The sequence below is a fragment of the Petrocella sp. FN5 genome (assembly GCF_029210395.1).
Classification (GTDB): domain Bacteria; phylum Bacillota; class Clostridia; order Lachnospirales; family Vallitaleaceae; genus Petrocella.
On the sequence record NZ_JARGDP010000022.1, the window covers coordinates 23,204 to 45,315 of the forward strand.

Annotated in this window: 17 protein-coding genes and 1 pseudogene; 15 read left to right on the top strand and 3 right to left on the bottom strand. The window is 31.9% G+C overall.

Features of this window, described 5'->3' with window-relative positions:
* Window positions 1-4 precede the first annotated feature (4 nt).
* Together P0N36_RS07470 and P0N36_RS07475 are read left to right on the top strand one after the other, a co-directional pair.
* Window positions 5-1,456, top strand: a complete 1,452-nt coding sequence (locus tag P0N36_RS07470; protein WP_275842226.1) for an ATP-binding protein — start codon at window positions 5-7, stop codon at window positions 1,454-1,456.
* On the top strand, window positions 1,453-2,754 hold the full coding sequence (locus P0N36_RS07475) for a TnsD family Tn7-like transposition protein (RefSeq protein ID WP_275842227.1): 1,302 nt from the start codon (window positions 1,453-1,455) through the stop codon (window positions 2,752-2,754). The genes P0N36_RS07470 and P0N36_RS07475 overlap by 4 nt, the downstream gene beginning before the upstream one ends.
* Before the next feature lie 124 nt (window positions 2,755-2,878).
* On the opposite strand, the gene P0N36_RS07480 is transcribed toward P0N36_RS07475, so the two are convergent.
* Entirely contained in the window at window positions 2,879-3,190 is a 312-nt protein-coding gene (locus P0N36_RS07480; protein WP_275842228.1) for a hypothetical protein, read from the bottom strand.
* A 1,276-nt stretch (window positions 3,191-4,466) separates the two neighbouring features.
* On the opposite strand from P0N36_RS07480, the gene P0N36_RS07485 reads away from it, so the two are divergent.
* From P0N36_RS07485 to P0N36_RS07540, 12 genes and pseudogenes are all read left to right on the top strand, one after another.
* On the top strand, window positions 4,467-6,224 hold the full coding sequence (locus P0N36_RS07485) for a TOTE conflict system archaeo-eukaryotic primase domain-containing protein (RefSeq protein ID WP_275842229.1): 1,758 nt from the start codon (window positions 4,467-4,469) through the stop codon (window positions 6,222-6,224).
* 623 nt (window positions 6,225-6,847) lie between these two features.
* Window positions 6,848-8,314, top strand: coding sequence for a type I restriction-modification system subunit M (locus P0N36_RS07490; protein WP_275842230.1), 1,467 nt, complete (start codon window positions 6,848-6,850; stop codon window positions 8,312-8,314).
* Between the two features lie 8 nt (window positions 8,315-8,322).
* On the top strand, window positions 8,323-9,480 hold the full coding sequence (locus P0N36_RS07495) for a restriction endonuclease subunit S (RefSeq protein ID WP_275842231.1): 1,158 nt from the start codon (window positions 8,323-8,325) through the stop codon (window positions 9,478-9,480).
* A gap of 35 nt (window positions 9,481-9,515) precedes the next feature.
* A pseudogene (gene xerA, locus P0N36_RS07500) lies at window positions 9,516-10,484 on the top strand (site-specific tyrosine recombinase/integron integrase).
* A 36-nt stretch (window positions 10,485-10,520) separates the two neighbouring features.
* Complete coding sequence (locus P0N36_RS07505) at window positions 10,521-10,766, top strand: ECs_2282 family putative zinc-binding protein (protein ID WP_275842232.1); 246 nt, start codon at window positions 10,521-10,523, stop codon at window positions 10,764-10,766.
* A gap of 15 nt (window positions 10,767-10,781) precedes the next feature.
* A complete protein-coding gene (locus tag P0N36_RS07510) occupies window positions 10,782-11,291 on the top strand; it encodes a hypothetical protein (protein WP_275842233.1) in 510 nt (169 codons plus the stop codon).
* 119 nt (window positions 11,292-11,410) lie between these two features.
* A complete protein-coding gene (locus P0N36_RS07515; RefSeq protein WP_275842234.1) occupies window positions 11,411-11,680 on the top strand; it encodes a hypothetical protein in 270 nt (89 codons plus the stop codon).
* Between the two features lie 129 nt (window positions 11,681-11,809).
* Window positions 11,810-12,379: a DUF2971 domain-containing protein gene (locus P0N36_RS07520; RefSeq protein WP_275842235.1), complete on the top strand. Its 570-nt coding sequence runs from the start codon at window positions 11,810-11,812 to the stop codon at window positions 12,377-12,379.
* A gap of 181 nt (window positions 12,380-12,560) precedes the next feature.
* Window positions 12,561-13,331 carry a hypothetical protein gene (locus P0N36_RS07525; protein WP_275842236.1) on the top strand — a complete coding sequence of 257 codons (771 nt, stop codon included), beginning with the start codon at window positions 12,561-12,563 and terminating at the stop codon, window positions 13,329-13,331.
* A 160-nt stretch (window positions 13,332-13,491) separates the two neighbouring features.
* Complete coding sequence (locus P0N36_RS07530) at window positions 13,492-14,274, top strand: DUF2971 domain-containing protein (protein ID WP_275842237.1); 783 nt, start codon at window positions 13,492-13,494, stop codon at window positions 14,272-14,274.
* A gap of 140 nt (window positions 14,275-14,414) precedes the next feature.
* On the top strand, window positions 14,415-15,182 hold the full coding sequence (locus tag P0N36_RS07535) for a PASTA domain-containing protein (protein ID WP_275842238.1): 768 nt from the start codon (window positions 14,415-14,417) through the stop codon (window positions 15,180-15,182).
* Window positions 15,183-15,379: 197 nt separating this feature from the next.
* Window positions 15,380-18,703 carry a DEAD/DEAH box helicase family protein gene (locus tag P0N36_RS07540; protein ID WP_275842239.1) on the top strand — a complete coding sequence of 1,108 codons (3,324 nt, stop codon included), beginning with the start codon at window positions 15,380-15,382 and terminating at the stop codon, window positions 18,701-18,703.
* Between the two features lie 898 nt (window positions 18,704-19,601).
* Here P0N36_RS07540 and P0N36_RS07545 read toward each other — a convergent pair.
* Window positions 19,602-20,741: a hypothetical protein gene (locus P0N36_RS07545; RefSeq protein ID WP_275842240.1), complete on the bottom strand. Its 1,140-nt coding sequence runs from the start codon at window positions 20,739-20,741 to the stop codon at window positions 19,602-19,604.
* 512 nt (window positions 20,742-21,253) lie between these two features.
* Here P0N36_RS07545 and P0N36_RS07550 point away from each other — a divergent pair.
* Window positions 21,254-21,652 (top strand): hypothetical protein, encoded by a 399-nt coding sequence (locus P0N36_RS07550; protein WP_275842241.1) that lies wholly within the window; start codon window positions 21,254-21,256, stop codon window positions 21,650-21,652.
* An 80-nt stretch (window positions 21,653-21,732) separates the two neighbouring features.
* On the opposite strand, the gene P0N36_RS07555 is transcribed toward P0N36_RS07550, so the two are convergent.
* Entirely contained in the window at window positions 21,733-22,062 is a 330-nt protein-coding gene (locus P0N36_RS07555) for a hypothetical protein (RefSeq protein ID WP_275842242.1), read from the bottom strand.
* Window positions 22,063-22,112: the final 50 nt, after the last annotated feature.

Consider the following 22,112-nt stretch of genomic DNA (forward strand, 5'->3'; position numbering starts at 1 on the left):
TTAGATGGATATACAAGAAGCCGTTTATAAAGAACAAACTGTGAGAAATTTCAAAGATAATCCTATGATTATGGCCTTGCCAAGGATTCCTAATAAAGAAGAAATGATTCGAAATTTAATATGCTATCCTGATTATAGTGAATCAGAACGCTATAATGATTTAGAAACAAGGTTATACTCATTATCAAATATTAATTCTGTATATCAACCGGTTAATACTTCCTTAGAAATTTTTCGGAAAATTGATTTTGTAATCAGAGGCGGCTATAGCAGTAGAAATCCATTTAGCAAAGCATACATAAACGATGTCTATAAGGATTTTGATAAAATTTGGACTGGAGTAAATTTAGATTTACCAATTAAAAATTCAATTTCTTTCGCTTTATTTGGATCCAGCGGTTGTGGTAAAACGACCGCCATTGAGAAGGTTTCCAATTATTATCGACCAATTATACATAAAGAATTTAAAGGGGTTATGTTTAATTGTTATTCCATACCAATGATTATAGTTTCATGTCAGCATGACGCATCAATTAAAGGGCTGTTACAAAATATATTTTATGAAGTAGATCAAGCCATTGGGTCGAATTATTTTGAAAAATCAATAAGGGCTAGAAATACTACAGATGTTTTAATAATACGGGCCAAACAGTTATTAAGATCTGTTAACTGTGGCTGTCTGATAATTGATGAGATACAGAATTTATCAATTCATAAATCCGGTGGGAAAGAGAAAATCCTTAATACTTTATTGATTCTAAGTAGCATTGGTATGCCAATCATATTTGTTGGGACTGCAAAAGCAATTGAAATGTTTAGTAGTTCGGGATTTAGACTGTCTAGGCGCCTTGTTGATGGTGGCGGAGGTATTCTTATTGATCGTTTTAAAAATGATGCAAGCTGGGAACTCTTTTTGAGAAGCATCTGGAAGTATCAGTACACGGCTGTTAAAAATGAATTGACACCGGAATTGGTTAACTTCTTTTATACGATAACAGCCGGTATCCCCAGTTTATTAAAATCAATTTATATTGCTGTTCAAAAAACAGCCATAAAATCTAAGAATGAAGTTATTGATAAAGATTTAATCATTAAAGTGTTTAATCACGACTTTAAACTAATGATACCGATGATAACAGCGTTCTCATCAAATAATCTTCAAAAGATGATTCAATATGATGATATGTACATCGAGGGACTAATTGAAAATAAACTATTTCTAAATAACAAATCTAGTTTAACCAGAAATAAGAAAGACTTAAACACTAAAGTTATAAAAGAAACAGAAAAAATCAAATTTGAAAATTATCATCCTAAATTCAAAACTAATTATAGTCAAAATGATATTAGATCGCATATTGCTAAAAAAGGTGAAGGTGAAAGCAATTATGATGTATTGTTGAGATTAGGTCTGATTGCCAAAAATGATCTTGAGACCATAGGTGAAAAGACATGATGACATTTTTCCCTACACCTTTAAACGAAGAATTATTATATAGTATCTTAGCTAGATATCATATTTTTTCTGGGAACAATACACTAGCGGATACTATGAAGGATATTTATAATAATCATATGACAGTCGCTTCAGTCATGCTACCTGCCAGGATGAACTTGTTAGTTGAAAACCTACCTAAAAATAATCTGTATTCAGCCGACTATTTTATTGAAGAGCATACACTTTATAAATACTTTGTTGCTTTTTTTGATGCCGAAAGACGAGATAATATTAGAAATCTGATGAAAAAAAATAATGGTGGTTTGGTACATGCTTATTGCGGTCTCCGAAGATCAAATTATAGAATTAATGACTATTTAAAGATCTGTCCAAAGTGCATGATCAATGATATGGAAACCGGTTTTTTGACATGGAAGAGGGTTCATCAATTAAATATTTCATTATGTCCTTTTCATGATTGTGCGCTTTATAATACAAAAATCCCACTTAAAAATATTAATCGGCACGCCTTCGTTCCCTTAAAAAAAGAATTATTTAAAACAATGACAATTATTGACTACAATAAGGAAAAAGAACAAATTTTACAAAAAATATCGCTGATGAGTCAAGAATTACTAGATATGGATATTGTGGCAAAAGACAGAGAATGGTTTAAGACTCAATATATCGAATTATTAAAAATAAAAGGCTATTGTAATGTAAACGGCGTTATTTCTAGATCGAGGTTATTAGAGGACATGGAATCTTTTTTCAGCATGGAATTACTAAGTACATTAAATTGTGAATTTAACATTCAAGCTAAACAAAACTGGGTTCTTGATTTAGTTAGAAAAAATAAAAGTGATACTTCTACTATCAAACATTTAATCATGATAATTTTTCTCGAATCAAATATTAATGAAATTTTCAATTTGAAATTGACATATCAACCTTTTGGAAGTGGACCATATCCATGTTTGAATCACTTTTGTAAAGACTATATGAAATCGGTTATAAATATGATAGATTATAGCTATTATGATGAAGTCAAAAGAACCTTGGGTACATTTAAATGTCATTGCGGTTATACTTACAAGTTGATTGAAGGTAAGAGCCTAAGCAGCGCACTTGTGGTCGATTATGGGGAACTTTGGCTGGACCGTTTAGAAAATGTTCTCGAAAAGAAATTAAGTCTTAATAAAACGGCTAAGTCAATGTATATCCACAAAAATACATTATATAATGCTCTTTCGAGATATAGTGTGAAGCACCATTTCATTAGAAAAGCTAGTGTAGGAAGAAAGTATAATTGTTAGTTTAAGAGTTGAATTCTAATTCTAGGGGTAGCAGAGTAAGTCATATATTAAGCTGAACATATTTATTTAGAATCTAGAGAAAGACAAAAGCACCTTAAATTAGGTGCTTTTGTTGATTTATAATTTAAAAACGAATTTCAGGTTTATATAAGAAAAGGTATTTTCTAATAATTGTATAAAGATATTTTTGTGAAATTTCATCACATTGTTGAAGTTTAAGCCATATACTGTTTCCGGAAATTCTTAATAACATATGTTCTAAAAATGCTTCAATATCCTCATTTGTAGTTAATGTTTCAATTTCCTTCTTCTTAAAATAATTTTCAATATAAGCCTTAATCAAACTTTCTAACTTAGGATTTACATTGTTGTAATTAAGGCAATCTTCGGTTGTAATGTTAATAAATAATAGTACTGATATAGTTAATGTTTTCATGTTCATCATCTCCTTTAAATTTAGGAATTACTACTGTCTTGTTTGATAATAGAAGTATAATCATTTAATCAAAGTGAATTCAAGTTTATTTACAAATAAATATTTTTTTCCGAATAATTGTTTGTTGCTTTGATTTTAGTATATAAAATATTATGAATATAAATGTACATATAATTAAATGTGTTTTAAAAGTTACAAGTCTTTATTATATTTATTTATCCTGTTTGAGATAAAGTTACTTACACTAAATATGAATACTGATTATCAATCATAAAATAGTTGTAATATCAGTATAAAATGGTTCTAGACAGTATTAAGATTCTTATAAATACTTCTGTCCTACATTTACGTGCAAGTTTTAAAAATAAATAGCCTGATTATTTGAATGTCAGTATAAAACTTATTATAATGCTTCATCATTAATTTTAAGGGGCGTTGTATGCAAGAGTTTATTAAGAAATACGCTAAGATACATGAATTATTTTATAGAAGGACTTTTTAAGATAAAGGCTTTAAATGCGAGTTTTGTGGTAAAGAATTAAGTTTATTTACAAATGTATATTCCGACCATAAAGTACTGCTTGCACAGACATTTAGAGCCAGTCTCACGGGATTTGAAAGCCACCATCACGACAACTGTACCAATTTGTTAATGAAGCCTTTATCGTAGCATTTATGCCTCGAAAGCCTCTTGATAATGTGTAATGGCATGTTTGGCTTACCGCCTGGCATCCCTCGACCACACTGACACCTTAAGTTCGCTTGGTGGGGATGCCGTTGATGACAGAACACATGCCATTGGAGGCTCATTGTCAAGAGGATCGTGGAATAAAGCGGAAGTTTTACATAATTGAATATCAGTGGCTCTGTTTCCGTGAAGGTGGTTCTTTTTATCCGTGCAGATGGATTACATTAGGCGGAATCTATACAAATAAATCATTTTTTTAGAATAATTGTTTGTTGCTTTGATTTTAGTATATAAAATATTATGAATATTAATGTACAGATAATTAAATATGTTTTAAAAGTTACAAGTCTTTATTATATATATTTATCCTGTTTGAGATAAAGTTACTTACACTAAATATGAATACTGATTATCAATCATAAAATAGTTGTAATATCAGTATAAAATGGTTCTAGACAGTATTAAGATACTTATAAATACTTCTGTCCTACATTTACGTGCAAGTTTTAAAAATAAATAGCCTGATTATTTGAATGTCAGTATAAAACTTATTATAATGCTCCATCATCAATTTTAAGGGGGCATTGTATGCAAGAGTTTATTAAGAAATACGCTAAGATACATGAATTATTTTATAGAAGGACTTTTAAAGATAAAGGCTTTAAATGCGAAATATGTGGTAAAGAGTTAAAAATATTTCATGCAGGTCACTTAAAAAAATGCGGAATAACTAAAGAGGAATATATTGAAAAGTATGGCTATCCAAATCGATTTTATGAGATGGATGCTGTTTTGAAAATGTTAGTTAGTAAAGTTTATGATTTATATATAACTACAACAAGTAAATGGTTAGAATTACCTGTTCAAACTAGAGTGTATAAAACAATTGATAAACGTAATAAGGATGAGTATTTAGAAGACCTTAACAAGAACAGGAGGTTACTAAATAGTATGAACATAATTAATCACTTTAAAGGTGTGAGTACGCTTGGAGTTTTTCCTAAATGGGGAAAAAGTAAGTTTCTAATTATTGATATTGATTCGCATGTAGGCTTGAAAACAGCACAGAAAGTAGCAAAAGATATTAAAACATTCTACAAGAAGTTTATACCTGAAAAGTACATTCATATAAACTTTTCAGGTAATAAAGGATACCATGTGACATTATTTTTTGATCAATTTATTGAGTTGAAAGATTTATATAGGTTATATAATATTGTCTTAACAGAAATTCATGCTGATAAATTTGAAGATGTGTTTTTAGAAATGCGTCCGACACGAAAAGGAATTCAAGGGCATGGTGTAAAATTGCCACTTGGTGCTAATTTTACTAATCTAGATGATTATAATAATTATGCTTTTTTTGTGGATAAGAACTTTGAACCAGTGACTAATGAGATTGAGTATTTCTTAAGTATTGAAAAGATTGATGGAAAGATTATCTATAAGATTTTATACGATTATAAAGGTAAACAAGTTTCTATTTTTCCGGAATTAAATCATAAAAAAGATGAAAAACAAGATATTTCAAATGATTTAGACAAAGTGAAAGATATCAAGGAATATAGAGAAGGAAAACAAATAAAGGGAATATTAGAAAATGGATTAAAAGAAGTAGGAACAAGGCATTATTGGTCATTTTTGATAGCAATGTACCTAAAAAAAGAAGGATTTTCAGATGAAGAGACATATGAAAAATTACTAGCTTGGAGTAAAAAGCAATGTATGAGGGGTATGAGTAAATCAAATTTAAACGAAATAGAAAATGATTTGAGAGGGATAATATTTAAAGGTGTTTTTAATAAGAAAAAGCATTACAACTTGTCTAATTCAAACCAAATAAATGGGAAGATAACTGTTGGTAATACACTGTTTGAAAAAATTGAACTTTTAAACTCAATTAAGCTTTCTAGTAGCATAAGAAGGATTAATTTACAAAAAATACTATTTGTGATGGAAATTCATGGAAGTTATTATTGTGATGATGAAGGACATTATACTATGTCATATGACCAAATTAGGGAGTTATCTAATGTTGGAAGTTTTACTACAATTGCAAAAAGCATTTCTGAATTGCAGTCACTAGGTATTTTGATAATAATCAAAAGAGAAAATAAATTTAACGAAGATCTATGGATTAAAGAGCCAAATATCTATAGCATCGATGAAGTGAAACTTCAAGATAAAGATAACTCATTCGAGGTTGACTATCATTTATTAGGAAGTGAATTATATTTTTATAATTGTCTGAAAGAATACTTTGGAGAGAAAAAATTGAAAAAAGTTTTAAGTAGGTCTGTTAGGTCAAGATTTAGTCAAGATATCAATAACTGTGTGGTTATTTAATAAATTAAAATATTGAAGTTATAGATTAGAGTTTGCACTGGGTGGTAGACTAGTTGTCATGGACCTGTAAAACTAGTAAAGTGTTCATAGAATAACCGAGGTCAAGACGCTATGGCAATTTACAGTAAAGGGTTCAAAGAAAAATTGTTTGCCAGGACGTACCACCAAACAACTAACCCGTATCTAAAATTTCAAAGGGAAAAAATTAGTGTTGCAATATTACATGAATTGAAGAATAACTTTAGTGATTTAAGTCAACCAACTCGTATTAGAAAACAATCACGTGATAAATGGAGTAGCCAAGATAAATTCTTGATTCTTATGGTAGCAGCGGGAATGAATGAAATTGAACTTTCAAACTATTGTCGTAGCAAGGTTATAATTAGAGGGTTTTTCTTTGGAATAATTTTGAAATTATCGTATTAATATACTGTAACATTTGTTACAATATAAAGTGACGAGTTGGAGTCGTATAAAGTGGAATTTACTCAAATGACGAAAGAAGTCAGAAGTAATCAGAATATGAGCCAAGAAGAATGAAAAAAGGCACTAAACGATTTTCGGATGAAGCATGTATTAGATCATTGGATGAGAATAAATAAAAGACCATTGGAGGAACAATCATGATTACAGGTGAATTACGAAGTAAGGTAGATAAAATATGGGAGATATTCTGGACAGGTGGCATTACCAACCCATTGTCGGTTATCGAACAGTTTACCTACCTATTATTTATAAAAGGACTGGATGAAAAACAAACAGATTTAGAAAGAAATGCGGAATTGCTTGGCATTGAAGTTGATAAAATATTTAGTGATGAACAGCAGAATTTAAGATGGCAGAAGTTTAAGCAATTGAGCGCCTCTGACATGTATGACATGGTTTCAAAAACAGTATTTCCATTTATCAAAACCATGCATGGTGATAAGGATTCAGCATTTACAAGATATATGGACGATGCCATCTTTATGATTCCAACGCCACAAATGCTAGAAAAAATCGTGACGAACATTGATTTGTTACCATTATCTGACGGAGATACAAAGGGAGATTTATATGAGTACCTGCTTTCAAAAGTAGCAACAGCAGGAACAAACGGACAGTTTAGAACACCAAGACATATCATAAAAATGATGGTAGAACTGATGAGGCCAACACCAACGGATATAATTGTTGACCCAGCAGCAGGATCGGCTGGTTTCTTGGTGGAAGCCGGTGAGTACCTTAAAAGAAACAATGAAGATTTGTTTGCCATAAAAGAATTAAAAGACCACTATAACAACGATATGTTTTTTGGTAACGATATGGACAGGACCATGCTTCGTATTGGGGCCATGAACATGATGCTTCATGGTGTAGAAAAACCTAATATTGAATACAGAGATTCTTTATCTGAAAAGAATATTGATGATGAAAAGTATACATTGGTCCTTGCCAATCCACCTTTTAAAGGTTCACTAGATCATGAAAGTGTGGCAGCAGGTTTACTTAAAATCACTAAAACGAAAAAAACAGAATTATTGTTCTTAGCATTATTCCTTAGAACACTTAAAAAAGGTGGCCGCTGTGCTTCTATCGTACCGGATGGGGTACTTTTTGGTGGCTCAAATGCTCATAAATCTATCAGAAAAGAAATTATAGAGAACCACCATTTACACGCAATTATTTCAATGCCCAGTGGCGTGTTTAAGCCATATGCAGGGGTATCCACAGCCATCATGATTTTCACTAAGACCGGTGCTGGTGGTACAGACAAAGTATGGTTCTATGATATGCAAGCAGACGGCTTATCACTAGATGACAAGCGTCAACCCATCATGCAAAACGATATTCCGGACATCATTAGCCGTTATCACAGTAGGATGGAAACAGAAATAGATCGAAAGAAGACAGAAAAATCCTTTTTCGTCACCAAAAAAGAAATCCAGGATAATGGATACGACCTATCGATCAATAAGTATAAAGAAGCAATCTATGAAAAAGTAGACTATGAGTCACCAGCCCTTATCATGAAAAGAATAGATAGCATAGATGAAGAAATTGTAACTCTTAAACAAGAACTAAAGACATTGCTAAATTTAGATTTGTAGGGATGAATATGAGAGAATATCGACTAGAAGAATTGTTTGATTTGCAAATGGGAAAGACACCGTCTAGGAACAATAGTGATTACTGGGATGATGGTACAAATGATTGGATTTCTATAAGAGATTTATCTAATTCGGGTAAATATATTGAAGACACAAAAGAAAAGTTGTCTGATAATGCAATTGAAGAGTCAGGTATTAAGTTGATCCCTGAAAACACCGTAATTATGAGTTTTAAACTATCGATTGGAAAGGTTGCTATTACAACACGTCCAATGTTTTCTAATGAGGCAATTATGGCTTTTCATGATAAAGGGTTAATAAGCATTTCACCAGAATATTTTTACTACTTGTTTCTTGGCAAGGAATGGAGTGCAGGAAGTAATAAAGCTGTGATGGGAATAACCTTGAATAAAGCGACGTTATCAAAAGTTAAAATTAAACCACATGACTTTACTACACAGCAAAATATTGTAAATATCCTTAATAAGTCTAGTGAAATAATTATATTAAGAAAACGAAAATTAGAAGAGCTGGACAACCTCATCAAATCCCGATTTGTCGAGATGTTTGGTGACCCAATTCAGAACCCTATGGAATGGGGAATGAAGACGGTAGATGAGGTTTGCTCATCAATATATGGAGGTGGAACTCCTTCTAAACAACACCCAGAATATTATGATGGGGACATTCCATGGGTTACTCCTAAAGATATGAAGTCAATGTTTATTCTAGATAGTATTGATCATATTAATGAGTTAGGAATCAATAACAGTTCTACTAAATTAGCTCCAGTAGATTCTATACTTATGGTAATACGAAGTGGGATTTTAAAACATACTTTACCTGTAGCCATAAATAAAGTACCAGTCACAGTTAATCAGGATATGAAAATATTCATTACAAACGATACTATATCAACATACTTTTTAGCATATTTATTTAAGATGATTGAACCTGATGTATTGACTGGTGTACGTGCAGTTACAGCAGATAATATTGATTTTACGGTTTTTAGAAATCGGTTAATTCCTGTACCACCCATTGATTTGCAGAATGACTACGTTCAGGTTGTAGAACAGGTTGATAAATTGAAAGTAGAAGTACAGAAATCTCTAGATGAAACACAGATACTTTTTGATTCTTTGATGCAGGCTTACTTTGAATAAGTATTTGATATACTTTCTTTAAAGAAAGTGATCGAATGCAAAACCAAATTTTCAATATTCTGAACGATATGTCAGAACACCTAAACATAAACCAAATGAGGAAACTACAAGAAACATTGATTAGAAGGCTTGAAGAGGAGATTGAAACACTTAATGAAATCGATAGTCAGGATTATGTGGATCTTTTCGTATCAGCCAAAGAAGTTGAAGGATGTTCGGAACGAACTATAACTTATTACAAATCAACCATTGTAGATATGTTTGCCTTAACTGGCTTGGATTTGAACAGAATAACGACAGAGTCAATCCGAGAATACTTAAAGACATATCAGGCAAGAAATAACTGCGGCAAAGTAACAGTAGATAATGTCAGGAGAAACCTATCAAGTTTCATTTCTTGGCTCGAAGAAGAAAACTATATCATCAAGAACCCTGTCAGACGAATACATAAGGTTAGAGTTGGTTCATCAGTAAAACAGGTAATTCCTGATGAAAGCATAGAGATTATGCGGGATAAGTGTATAAATACCCGTGACCTAGCAATGATCGACCTTCTTTTCTCTACGGGTATAAGGGTTGGAGAACTGGTGAACCTGAATATTACAGATGTAAAGTTTGAAGAGCGGGAATGTATTGTATTTGGCAAAGGTGATAAGGAAAGACGAGTTTACTTCGATACAAAAACGAAACTCCATATCCAAGCGTACTTGAAGGAAAGAGACGATGACAACAAGGCCTTGTTTGTATCATTGAACCGACCTCATAATAGGTTAAAGGTAAACGGTGTGGAAATTAGGATTAGAAGACTTGGCCAGAGACTACAGAAAGGCAAGGTACATCAGCATAAGTTCAGAAGAACTATGGCGACAAGGGCAATTGACAAGGATATGTCTATTGAGTAGGTGCAGCAGTTGCTTGGCCATAAGCAGATTGGTACTACAATGTATTATGCTATGGTTAATCAAAGTAATGTTAAGAATTCGCATAAGAAGTATCTTGGGTAAGAATAAGAATTTATCTTTGATTAGGAGTGTGTAATTATGGAAGAACATAGAAATATCACCTTGAAGTGTGCTGTTTGTGGAAATGAGAATTTCGAATATGATGATGTTAAGTTTGAATCTATCGATGTTGCTGATGAAATGAAATGTACATTATGTAACAAGGTATATTCGAGGGAAGAACTGGTTGATGTGAATTCAAGTTTGATTGAAAATACAGGAAAAGAATTTGCTGAAGAACTGTTAAAAGCAGAAATTAAAAGGATGGGATTCAAACTGAAATAGGGAGGTTTATTCTTTATGAATATAAACTTGGAAGTTTCTGTTGGGGATATAATTGCGTTTTGTGCATTAATTGGGTCTATTATAATGTTTGTTCTGAATCTTATTAATCAAGCCAGAACTAAAGCATATGCTGAAAATGCAAATGCCTATAATGAATCTGCTAGAAAGTACTTCGACTTGGCAGTAGAGCAGATGGAAACAAAGAAAGACAATTTTGAGAAGGCAATCTGTGATGCTAATATCGTTAGGTATGGTAAGAACAGTTGGTTATTGAAAATCTTCAACAAGGGTAGTGCATCTGCAACCAATGTTACATTCAAGTATATCGATGGTGGGCCAGATATTGTTGGAGGCAGCGACAGTAATTTTCCGATTTCGTTATTGGAACCTCAAAAAAATGTAGATTTCCATATCATTATTACTATGAGTACACGAGGTTCGAGTTGGGATTATGAATTGTCGTGGACCGCTGAAGATGGACAGGAGCAGAGCAAACGTGGAGTACTTACTCTACCACTGTCATAGGCTCATATTTAGCACTACAAAATTAAAAATTTAGATGCAAAAATCTATAAATGAAACACAAGTACTGTTCGATTCATTAGTACATTAATATTTTATGGTTTGAAAGGAGATTTACAGTTATGGCAGTATCAAAAATTCCTTTGGCAACAACGGTTCCACTTTCTCTATTTGAAGAAGAAGAATTCTATGCAGTTGTTGTAAATGAAAAAAATGATAAAAGAGATTTCAATACAATTTGGGTATTCAGAAAAGGCTGTGGCACAGCACTATCTTCGATATCTAAAATAGCAGAGAAGGACGATCCAAAAATGACTTCGGACGGTATAAGAACAATGGATTCAATGGGGGAGTTTGATGTTGTTAAGGAAATGCTTATGGAGGAAAGGTAGTACTTATCGTTATCCTTATAAATTGAAAGTTGAAGTCAAGAAGTCCTTAGATCAAACGCAGGTAGCTTTTGATTCATTGATGCAAAAATATATTAAGTGAAAATTTTATGGCAGATCGGAGAGGCTAGAATGGATTTGTATTACAAATATAGAACATTGGAAAACATTGAGTATTTTAAGGATATCATTATAAATAAACGGCTTTATGCTCCGAAATACGTAGATTTGAACGATCGTTGGGAAGGAAATTATACTCATGATATTGAAGTTGAATTTGAGTTGACTAATGCAATAAAAGAGATTAAAAGAGGGCTAGGAATTGTCAGTGTATCAAGGAATAAGAATAATACACTAATGTGGTCGCACTATGCTGATGGAGAGCGAGGTCTAGTAATAGGACTAAAGATTTGTGATCCTATAGCAGATATTAGAGATGTTATATATAAATCAAAATTACCATCAATGAATGAATATAAGAATCTAAATAGAGAACGATTTGCTCGAGAGGTATTGACCCATAAATTAACAGATTGGGAGTATGAAGAGGAAGTAAGAGTCTTTGTTGAAGGCAGATCATTTGTAAAAGTAAAGTTGTTTGAGATAATTGCAGGTGCGAGGATGCCAGAAGATAAATTCGTTGAGCTAGTATCATTGGTCAAAGAGCTTGACTCAACTATAAAGGTAAGAATGAATGAGTAGAATAGAAATTGTTATGTAAATAAGAGTTTAATACACGTTAGTAAGGAAGTTAAGTAACCCGACAAATTAAGGGTTGAAGTCTAGAAATCACTAAATGAACACAATATCTATACGACTCATTAATGCAAGAGTATTTCGAATAGATAAATGGTTATAGCAATGGAGGAGTTGAAGAATTATTGTGGATGACTATATTAAACTTATCAGTGTAGCATCAATTGCAAGCGATATTCAAGGAAAAGGTATTAATGAGAATCCAGTTGATTTACTGGAGTTTATGCGTAAACAAAATTATGATATGACATGTATATATGATAAAGAGGCGTTGATAGGGAAAATATTGAAAGATGACTTAGAAAAAGACAATTCTATACTGAATATAATATCTATTGGACTTGATGAAATTATATCCTCGAATATGCCTTTGATAGATTTTTTGTATAAGATAATTGATGGAGAAAAACAGCACTATTTCATGATTAACGATGATGAAATCATAGGAGTAATTAGCAATGCAGACTTATTGAAAAGCCCAGTTAAGCTACTGATTTATAGTGTGTTTTCTACATTTGAAAGATTACTGACAATAAAACTAAAAAATTATGAAGATGAATCGCTAGAGAGTATTATGTATAATGATGCGGTGGAGAAAAGGAAAAAGTTTCAAGAAGGTAATTTAAGTACGAAACCTGGTATTGCTAAGAGCTTAGAACTGTATGAGTCTCTACTAGATAATAATCGAGAACAAACATTTATTGACTGTGCTTATCTTATTGAAAAACTGAAGTATGCAAAGGCCTATAGTTTAACAAAGTTAACGAAAAAGCAGAATACTAAGATTAACGAACTTAGGAATGCAATAATGCATGACAGAGACTTCTTATTCATGGGTCATACGAAGTTGACTGATATATTGAAATGGATAAACCAAGCAATTGAAATAATGAGTTAGAAGTCAAATGCCCTATAAATTAAAGGTTGAAGCACAGAAGTTATTGGATGAAACGCAAGTATTATTTGATCCATTAATACAGGAGTATTTTGAATGAAAGGTATTAGGAGGTAAGGGAAATTACAGTGAGCTTAATTGTATATAAGTACTGGAGGAGACTATGCAAGGGATAGAGAGTAAGGACATTGACAAGAAAATATATAGGATTTTTGATATTGAAAGATTTGAACAAATGCTATTAGATAATGCTAATATTTTTGTTGCTCCAAGGCTTTGGGATGACCCATATGAAGACATTCTTTACTCGATTTTTAAAGACAATGATGAAATATTTTTCGATTATAAAGTTAATAGGCACGCCTTATTTGGTCAATGTTGGACAACTAATGAAGATTCAGATGCAATGTGGAGAATATATTCTCAAAGAAATAGAGGTGTAAAAGTAGAAGTTAAACTACGAGATTATCATGATTATCTTGAAGTTAATAGTAATGGCAGTGGAAGCAGAGTTCTTGTCAGTAAAGTTGAATACTTAAGTAGTAGAAAAATTGAAGAGAATCTACTTGATGCAAAAGTTGATGCTGATTTCCTTTATGGCTTAAAAGGTGGATGGGACGATTTTCCAAATATAAGAATGAAATCTTTGTCATATAAGAGAACAGAATTTGAACATGAAAAAGAAATAAGAGTCCTCTTATACACCAGTAATGCACAAAAAAATCAGATACTGAAAATTGAAATGGACATTAATAAGATATTTAAAGCAATCACGTTAGATCCACGATTAAAAAAAGATGAGTTTGAATATCTGAAGAAAAGATTACAAACGCTTGGTTATAAAGGGAAAATTAAGCAATCTGAACTTTATAGATTAAGCGAGGATTTTAAAAATACAATAGTAGCTTATCAAAGAGAATTCACACCGACTAAAGTCCCGACATAAGTAGTAAAGGAAATGTAGCGATGAAAATCAGTAGCCCTATAAATTAAAGGTTGAAGTTTAAAAGTCATTAGATGAAACACAAGTACTATTTGGTTCGTTAATCCAAAAGTATTTTGAATAGATTGTAGGAGGACATATAAATGGCAAAATTTGCAATCAAGGGTATCGGAGCAGCAAAAAAAGGAATAATAATTTTATCAAAAGAGATTTTGAAGGACGAAGTATTTGTAACAGTAGTAAAAGAAGGAACAAAGGCACTTGAAAAATACAATAATAAAGTAAAAATACCTGACGTAAAAGATGTCCTTTATGAAGAGGCAATTAAAAATCTCATCGGATTGAATTTATTGCCGGTTGTTGCTATTGCAAAACCGAATGTAGCGTATGCGGATTCTGCAGAAAATGTAGTAGTAGATTGTGAGCCTAAGTTCGGAAAAAAAGTAGATCCCAATTCTATTGTTAAGTTATATTACGCAACAAGTGATGTCATCCAAAAAAGCAAAGAGATGGAAACAAATCTGGAAGAGGTGTTTAGATTACCAAGAGTAGTTGGACTTGATATATATGAAGCCAGAGAGGATTTAGAAGAAATCGGGTTGAGGGCGACTTTGAAATTGGAAAATCCTAATAGCAAGTTTGTAACATTTAAAGATGGGCAAGTGACTAGAGTGACATATCCGGGCGATAAGAAATTAACTCTTAAGCAAAAAAAAGGTGAGCGTGTATGGCTCTATTATGTTGATGAGGAAATAATAAAAGCAAGTGAACTTATATTAGAGAATAAAAAGACAATAAATATTGAACGGAATGAAAAGCTTAAGCAAAGTATAAATAATTTACCTAAACGATTTAGAAAGAATAAGAACTTAAACCAAACAGAAGATTTCTCTAAAGTAGACCAAGAATAGAGGGATGAAAAGCCCTACAAATTAAAGGTTGAATTTCAAAAGTATTTGGTTTAAACACAATATTTATGTGACTAATTGATAAAAGAGTATATGTAATGGTTGATCTTGGTTCAGTGTAATTATAGAAATTAACCAATTTATAAAACATTAATAATCAACGTTTCAAACGAATACCTAAAGATAGAGGGGAGACTACCATGTGCTACAACTTTGATTTTCTAAAAAAAGAAGAAAAATATAAGGACTTTACATACGCCTGTATCGAAGCGGAGAAGAGTCTAGTGGTATCTTATGCCAGTTCAGCGATTCTAGCACGTAGAGCCTTAGAGTTGGCTGTAAAGTGGGTGTTTTCTTATGACCAAGAACTTGAAGCACCGTACCAGGATAACCTTGCCTCATTGATTCATGATTACCGGTTTAAAGGTATTATTGATGCCAAGCTTTTCCCCATGATTACCTATATTCAAAAGCTTGGTAATAAAGCCGTGCATTCACCAACACCGATTTTAAGAGAGCAAGCAGTATTAGCTCTTGGCAACCTCTTTGAATTTATTTCTTGGATTGATTATTGTTATTCGGATGCATATGAAGAGATTACTTTTGATGAAAGTCTACTTGGGGATAATGAAAAAGAAAGAAAAACCAAAGATGAACTAAAAGATTTATATGAGCATCTTGGTTCAAAAGACCGTAAACTTGAAGAAATCATCAAAGAGAATGAAACACTAAGACGTGAAAATGCGGCAAAACGTCTTAATAACAAGAAAAATCGTGATTTTAAGGTTGATGAGATTTCTGAATTCAAAACCAGAAAAATGTACATCGATCTTGAGATTGAATTAAATGGATGGACGATTGGGAAAGACTGCCTTGAAGAAGTTGAAGTAGATGGTATGCCTAACCAAGCAAAAATCGGTTATGTAGATTATGTACTTTATTCAGACAATGGCAAGCCACTAGCGGTGATTGAAGCCAAGAAAACCTCTGTGAATCCTAGAATGGGTCAGATACAAGCCCAGCGTTATACAGATTGTTTAGAAAAAGAACATAAATTTAGACCCATGATATTCTATACCAATGGTTTTGAGTATTATTTATGGGATGACCGTAGTTACCCAGAGCGTTTGGTATCAGGCATATACACCAAGGAAGAACTTGAGTGGCTTCATTTCAAGAGGCAAAATAAAACGCCATTAAAGGATCCTATAATCAACGATGCAATCACCAACCGTCACTACCAAAAAATGTCCATTACAGCGGTTTGCGATACTTTGGACAAGGGTAATCGTAAGGCACTTCTTGTCATGGCAACAGGTTCGGGTAAGACGAGGGTATCTATATCCATTGTAGATGTCTTGATTAAAAGAGGTTGGGTTAAAAACATTCTTTTCCTTGCAGATCGTACAGCTTTAGTGAAGCAAGCTAAGAAGAACTTTAAGGCATTATTACCTGAACTTTCCCTTTGTAATTTATTGGATAGTAAAGATAATCCAGAGAGTAGAATGATTTTTTCAACCTACCCAACCATGATGAATGCTATTGATGATGTCAAGAATAAACGAGATCAAAAGCTTTTTACCAGTGGGCATTTTGACCTTATTATCATCGATGAAAGTCACCGAAGTATTTATAAAAAATATCAGGATATTTTTAATTACTTTGATGCCATTTTACTTGGTTTAACAGCAACACCTAAAAGTGATCTTGATAAAAACACCTATACTATTTTTGAACTTGAAAACAATGTGCCAACCTATGCCTACGAGTTAGGTGAAGCCATAGAAGATGGTTATTTGGTACCTTATCATACAATAGAAACAAAGATGAAGTTTTTAGAAAAAGGGATTCATTACGACGACCTTACAGAAGAAGAAAAAGAACTTTTTGAAGAAACCTTTGATGATGATGTTAAAGATATCAGCGGTGAAGCACTAAACTCCTTCTTGTTCAATGACAATACCATCGATACGGTTATACAAGAGTTGATGGAAAAAGGTCTTAAGGTCGAAGGTGGCGACAAATTAGGAAAGACCATTGTATTTGCTAAAAATAAGAAACATGCAGATTTTATTGTAAAGCGCTTTAATGCACTTTATCCAAAGTATAAAGGTGATTTTGCAAAACCAGTTTATACCGGTATTAATTATGTTGAAAGTACTATGGATGATTTTGAAGTGAAAAACAAACTGCCGCAGATCGCTGTATCTGTGGACATGTTGGACACTGGGATTGATATTCCAGAGATTCTCAACCTAGTTTTCTTCAAAAAAATACGTTCTAAAACAAAATTTTGGCAGATGATTGGTCGAGGAACCAGACTCTGTGAAGATTTGTATGGTGTTGGCATGGATAAAGAAGGATTTAGAATCTTTGATTACTGTGGTAACTTTGAATTCTTTAGAACCAAAAAAAACGGCAAAGAAGCCAAGATGATGAAGTCACTTACAGAAAATCTTTTCAATATCCGTATAGGCATCATCAAAGAGCTTCAAAATTTAGATTATCAAACAGATGAGTATATAAATCACAGAAAGGCATTGATTGAAGGCATTTTGAAAGAAGTGAAGGCTATTGATGAAACCAAATTCAATGCCAGAATGAAGCTTCAATTCTTACACAAATTCAATCAGGAGATTGCTTTTGAAAGTTTGACGGATGCTGCCGTAAGAGAACTTGAAGAAGAGGTTGCCCCACTTATATCGGCCATAGAGGATGATGAACTGGCTAAGCGGTTTGATTATTTGATGTACACCATTGAGTATGCAGATTTAAAAAGAGTCCCTGCATCCAAACCGAAGAACAAAGTGGTGACAACGGCAGAGAAGCTAACCTATAAAGGTAGTATTAATAAAGTTAAAATACAGGAAGCCTTAATTAATAAAGTTCAGACCAATGAACACTGGGAAGAAGCAGATATTTTTGATCATGAAGAAGTGCGTAAAGCCTTTAGAGATTTAATAAAATTCTTAGATAGCACTTCAAGTAAAATATACTATACCAATTTTACAGATGAAATTACAGCGCAGAAAGAAAGCCCAGGTGATTATTCTGTCAATGATATGCAAAGCTATCGTAAAAAGGTAGATCAGTATTTAATGGAGCATCAAAATGATTTGGTTATCTATAAGTTACGCAATAATAATCCTTTAGTAGAAGAAGACATCAAATATCTAGAAAAAATATTATGGCAAGAGCTAGGAACAAAAGATGATTATATCAAAGAGTTTGGTGACGAACCACTACTCAAACTGGTAAGTAAGATTGTGGGATTAGACCCACAAGCAACCAATAAAGTATTTTCAGAGTTCTTATCGGACGAAAGCCTTAATATTAATCAAATGGAATTTGTGAAGTTGGTGGTCAATTACATGACAAAAAATGGCAGCTTAGATAAACGGGTACTCAATGAGCATCCCTTTAACAAGCGTGGCAATGTGATGCATCTATTTGATGGTAAGCTTGATGTAGCAAAGCGAATCATTGGTGCGATAGATCAGATTAATGGAAGGTTAAGTGTCTAGAAGAGCCGAAAAATGATTCAAGTGTTGCCCAAAAGAATATATATGAATAATCCGAAATTATTTCGGAATTTCATTGAGGAAGTCAAAAAAAGGGTTACTTATATTTGGGAGCAAGAACTACTAGACTTACTCTAACAAGTTTTTTTGATATTAAATGCTTTTGGAAAATGGGTGAGTAATCAGGGGGTAAATATTTCTGTATTTACACCGGCCGGTTACAGTACAATTTGCAATTTATATAAGGCTTATGTGGTAACGCATGTTGAGACGGTCTCGCAGTTAGTTCTGAAGAAGTAAGATAAAGTTATATTTGAAAATATAATAATCTATAGATATAATATGGTAAGAGAATGCTTATAAAAAGTGAAAGTTTTTGATTTAAAATTAAATGCAGCTATGACACCTCTCATAAGTCTGCATTAATTTATTTTTCAAATTCATTTTTTATAAGCATTCTCTTTTTGTTTGTAGCCATTTATTGCAGTTTAAAGGAGAATGTTATGGATTTATTGGCAATTAGAGAATCAGAAAGATTGGTAGTCGACATTTACAAATTTACATTTTTTGAGGTACCATTTTATTGGAAAACCTTGTATAGAAAAAATTATAATTGTTAGTTTAAGAGTTGAATTGATGTGTTAATAGTTTGCTGCAAGAAATAGACGATGTACTCTTGTATTTGTTATCATGCGGTTATAGATATGTAGTTTATTAATGAATGTTATTTTAACATATGGTGTTGGATGTTCTACATCTATTGGCATTATCGACATACCTGTTTCTATACAAACCATTTGATTAATGATGAGTGGACACTAAAGCGAAGGAAGGGATTCATAGGATAACACCATAAACAAGTATAGATGTTTCAGGAAACTTTTAAAAAGAAAATTATTGACTAAATAATCTCTTCTTTATGTTGCTTCCCAGTTTCTTCTTTGAATTGGTTAAGCTCTATAAGATTATTATTTGAAATTAGATTATATTGTTGAATATATTTTATATCTATTTGATTAATATTTGGACATTGCTCACGGAGATATTTTGAAACAGTACTTTTGTTCAAACTGGTAAACCTAGTTATTTCAGTGTTATTTAGATTTCCATCTTTAAGAAAGTGTACATGATAAATTTTATTTAATTTGTCTTGTTGCCTTTTTGTATTGCCAAAAACATTACGTCTTTGCTCTTTGTCTTTGTACTTTTTGCGTTCATTTTTCAAGTTTTCATTACAAAGAGTCAACATTTCATTTTGTTCTAATTCGGATAAACCCAATTTATCGATAATTGTTGACGTTTTATAATTATACCCCACAGAATAAATCATACCATTTATTTCTTCTGTAATCTGCTCACGTGACCTTAAATATTCATTTTCAGCTGATTGTGTTGAAGCAACGACATAGTCTTCTTCAAAAGTTTGACTAAAACGTTTATTAAGAAGAAAGGTTTTAGTCAGTGCAATCTTTGGGCCATAAATTCTGCAACAATGATATCGATATAGAAATAGAACGAATTCTCTATGTCCTTCAATATCTCCATTTCGTAGATTAACAAATTTTTCTATATCACTAATTCGATTTAAATTTGTTTTTTTTAAATTATAATTTGAGCCGTTTTGATTTTTTTTAAACGTTGTATTGCTCAATTGTCTAATAGCTTTTTGGGGGGCAATGATCTCGTTGACTTCAAATGCCTTAGAATATTTTATGTCATCATTATAATAACTAAGAACTTCATTAGCTAAGTCATTTAATGAATACTTATCAGCATAGACACGGATTAGTTTGACTTCATTTATACCATCTTTTGTATTAAAGGTGCCAGTATTCCTGAAAATTCTAGTAACATCAAGTGCATTTCGATCAGCACCTACATCTTTTAATTTTGATCTAATGGATTTTTGAACCATTGTCCATTTTGTAAACAAATCTCTGTTAAAGCCATTTTTAGTCCGAGCGGGAATTGGATCTTCAAACTGCCAAATCAGATAAAAACCTCGTCCACTATCGATTATATATGTTGGGCGGGGAACCACATAATCAAAGTAATCATTATCTAACTCAAATAAGGCTTGCTCTTTTGTCGGCGGGGATAAAAAAATGAGTTAAGGCTAAAGTATGAGTTGAATTTGTTCATCTTTATGGAATTCTTGTTGTAATGATAGATTTTTAAGAATTTATATTTTTCATCTTTAAAATATGCTGAAGTTATAAAGTTCCCCTGCGTTTTCGAATGAAGCAATTGACAAAACGACCCTTCTTGAGCAACTTCATTATAAACAATAAATTTTTCTTCGGCGCTAACCTTATTGATAAATGATTTGTATTCTCTTTCTAATTCCGCATGAGACATATTTGTCACCCCTTAATATGATTTTTAATAACATAACACATTAAATGAGCAACACTTTTTATGTCACTGGTTTGAATTAAGTTTAGTATTATTGAGGGGTTGGAGATTTGTTAAACCATTATAGTTTTTAAGATTACTTGAAATTAAGTATGCTTATTTTAGATAATAGTATTAAATCTTAAAAGGGGTGATTTGATGAATGGAGAAAAACAAACTAAAAAAATGAAAATTACAATCTCAAAACTCACTTTGAAACAATTGGATACACTAATTGAGAAATGTGAAAAAATCATTTCGATAAATTATCGTGTGACGAGCCAAAACTATTCAAGTTATATTACGATGTCAAACCATGAGCTAAAAAAAATAGAAAATCAGAATACATTAACTACAAGAATAATATTTGATCGGAAAGTCTATTGGATTCGTCAAAATCTTTCTTTTTCGAATGATCAGGTATATTATCTGTTTGAGATTGAATCTGATAATAATACTGATTATAAGCTTGACCTTGCGTTCATACTAAATATTTTAAGTTTAGCTACAAAGAAGAAAAAAATAATCTTAAAAAAGAGAAAAGATATATTTCAGTAAAGTCTTTCCAGGCACCAAAATATATGACAAAAAAAGCCCCATTAAACTAACGAGGCTTTTTTGTGAGTATAATTTTCAATTTAGAATATTTTCTGAAAACTATCAAACTGAATATTAGGCTTTTCTAAAAATAAACATTTTCGAATAGCCACTAGTAGATATTTAGAATCAAGAGTGTCCTTTTTTGAAGCATTCTTCCAAAGAGCTTGAGTAGATATCTTCAGTAACATATATTGAAGATAGTAATATAAGTGTTCATCATCAAATAAGTTCGTGTGTTTTGACTTACTAAAATATTCTCTATGAGTTTTTGTAATTAAGGAATCGAGTTGATTATAGTAAGTTGTGTTCATACAAAGTGAAAAATTTATCTGTTTAAAATTTGAAACATAGTTTTCTAATAGATTCATATTAATCCCCCCTTTCATTAATTTTAAATGCTCTAGAGTTTAATAATTAA

Coding starts and splice junctions, on each gene's coding strand:
- P0N36_RS07520 (WP_275842235.1), top strand. CDS start 11,810: ATGGATTTGTATTACAAATATAGAACATTGGAAAACATTGAGTATTTT.
- P0N36_RS07490 (WP_275842230.1), top strand. CDS start 6,848: ATGATTACAGGTGAATTACGAAGTAAGGTAGATAAAATATGGGAGATA.
- P0N36_RS07475 (WP_275842227.1), top strand. CDS start 1,453: ATGATGACATTTTTCCCTACACCTTTAAACGAAGAATTATTATATAGT.
- P0N36_RS07515 (WP_275842234.1), top strand. CDS start 11,411: ATGGCAGTATCAAAAATTCCTTTGGCAACAACGGTTCCACTTTCTCTA.
- P0N36_RS07550 (WP_275842241.1), top strand. CDS start 21,254: ATGAATGGAGAAAAACAAACTAAAAAAATGAAAATTACAATCTCAAAA.
- P0N36_RS07540 (WP_275842239.1), top strand. CDS start 15,380: ATGTGCTACAACTTTGATTTTCTAAAAAAAGAAGAAAAATATAAGGAC.
- P0N36_RS07535 (WP_275842238.1), top strand. CDS start 14,415: ATGGCAAAATTTGCAATCAAGGGTATCGGAGCAGCAAAAAAAGGAATA.
- P0N36_RS07470 (WP_275842226.1), top strand. CDS start 5: ATGGATATACAAGAAGCCGTTTATAAAGAACAAACTGTGAGAAATTTC.
- P0N36_RS07530 (WP_275842237.1), top strand. CDS start 13,492: ATGCAAGGGATAGAGAGTAAGGACATTGACAAGAAAATATATAGGATT.
- P0N36_RS07505 (WP_275842232.1), top strand. CDS start 10,521: ATGGAAGAACATAGAAATATCACCTTGAAGTGTGCTGTTTGTGGAAAT.
- P0N36_RS07510 (WP_275842233.1), top strand. CDS start 10,782: ATGAATATAAACTTGGAAGTTTCTGTTGGGGATATAATTGCGTTTTGT.
- P0N36_RS07480 (WP_275842228.1), bottom strand. CDS start 3,190: ATGAAAACATTAACTATATCAGTACTATTATTTATTAACATTACAACC.
- P0N36_RS07495 (WP_275842231.1), top strand. CDS start 8,323: ATGAGAGAATATCGACTAGAAGAATTGTTTGATTTGCAAATGGGAAAG.
- P0N36_RS07555 (WP_275842242.1), bottom strand. CDS start 22,062: ATGAATCTATTAGAAAACTATGTTTCAAATTTTAAACAGATAAATTTT.
- P0N36_RS07485 (WP_275842229.1), top strand. CDS start 4,467: ATGCAAGAGTTTATTAAGAAATACGCTAAGATACATGAATTATTTTAT.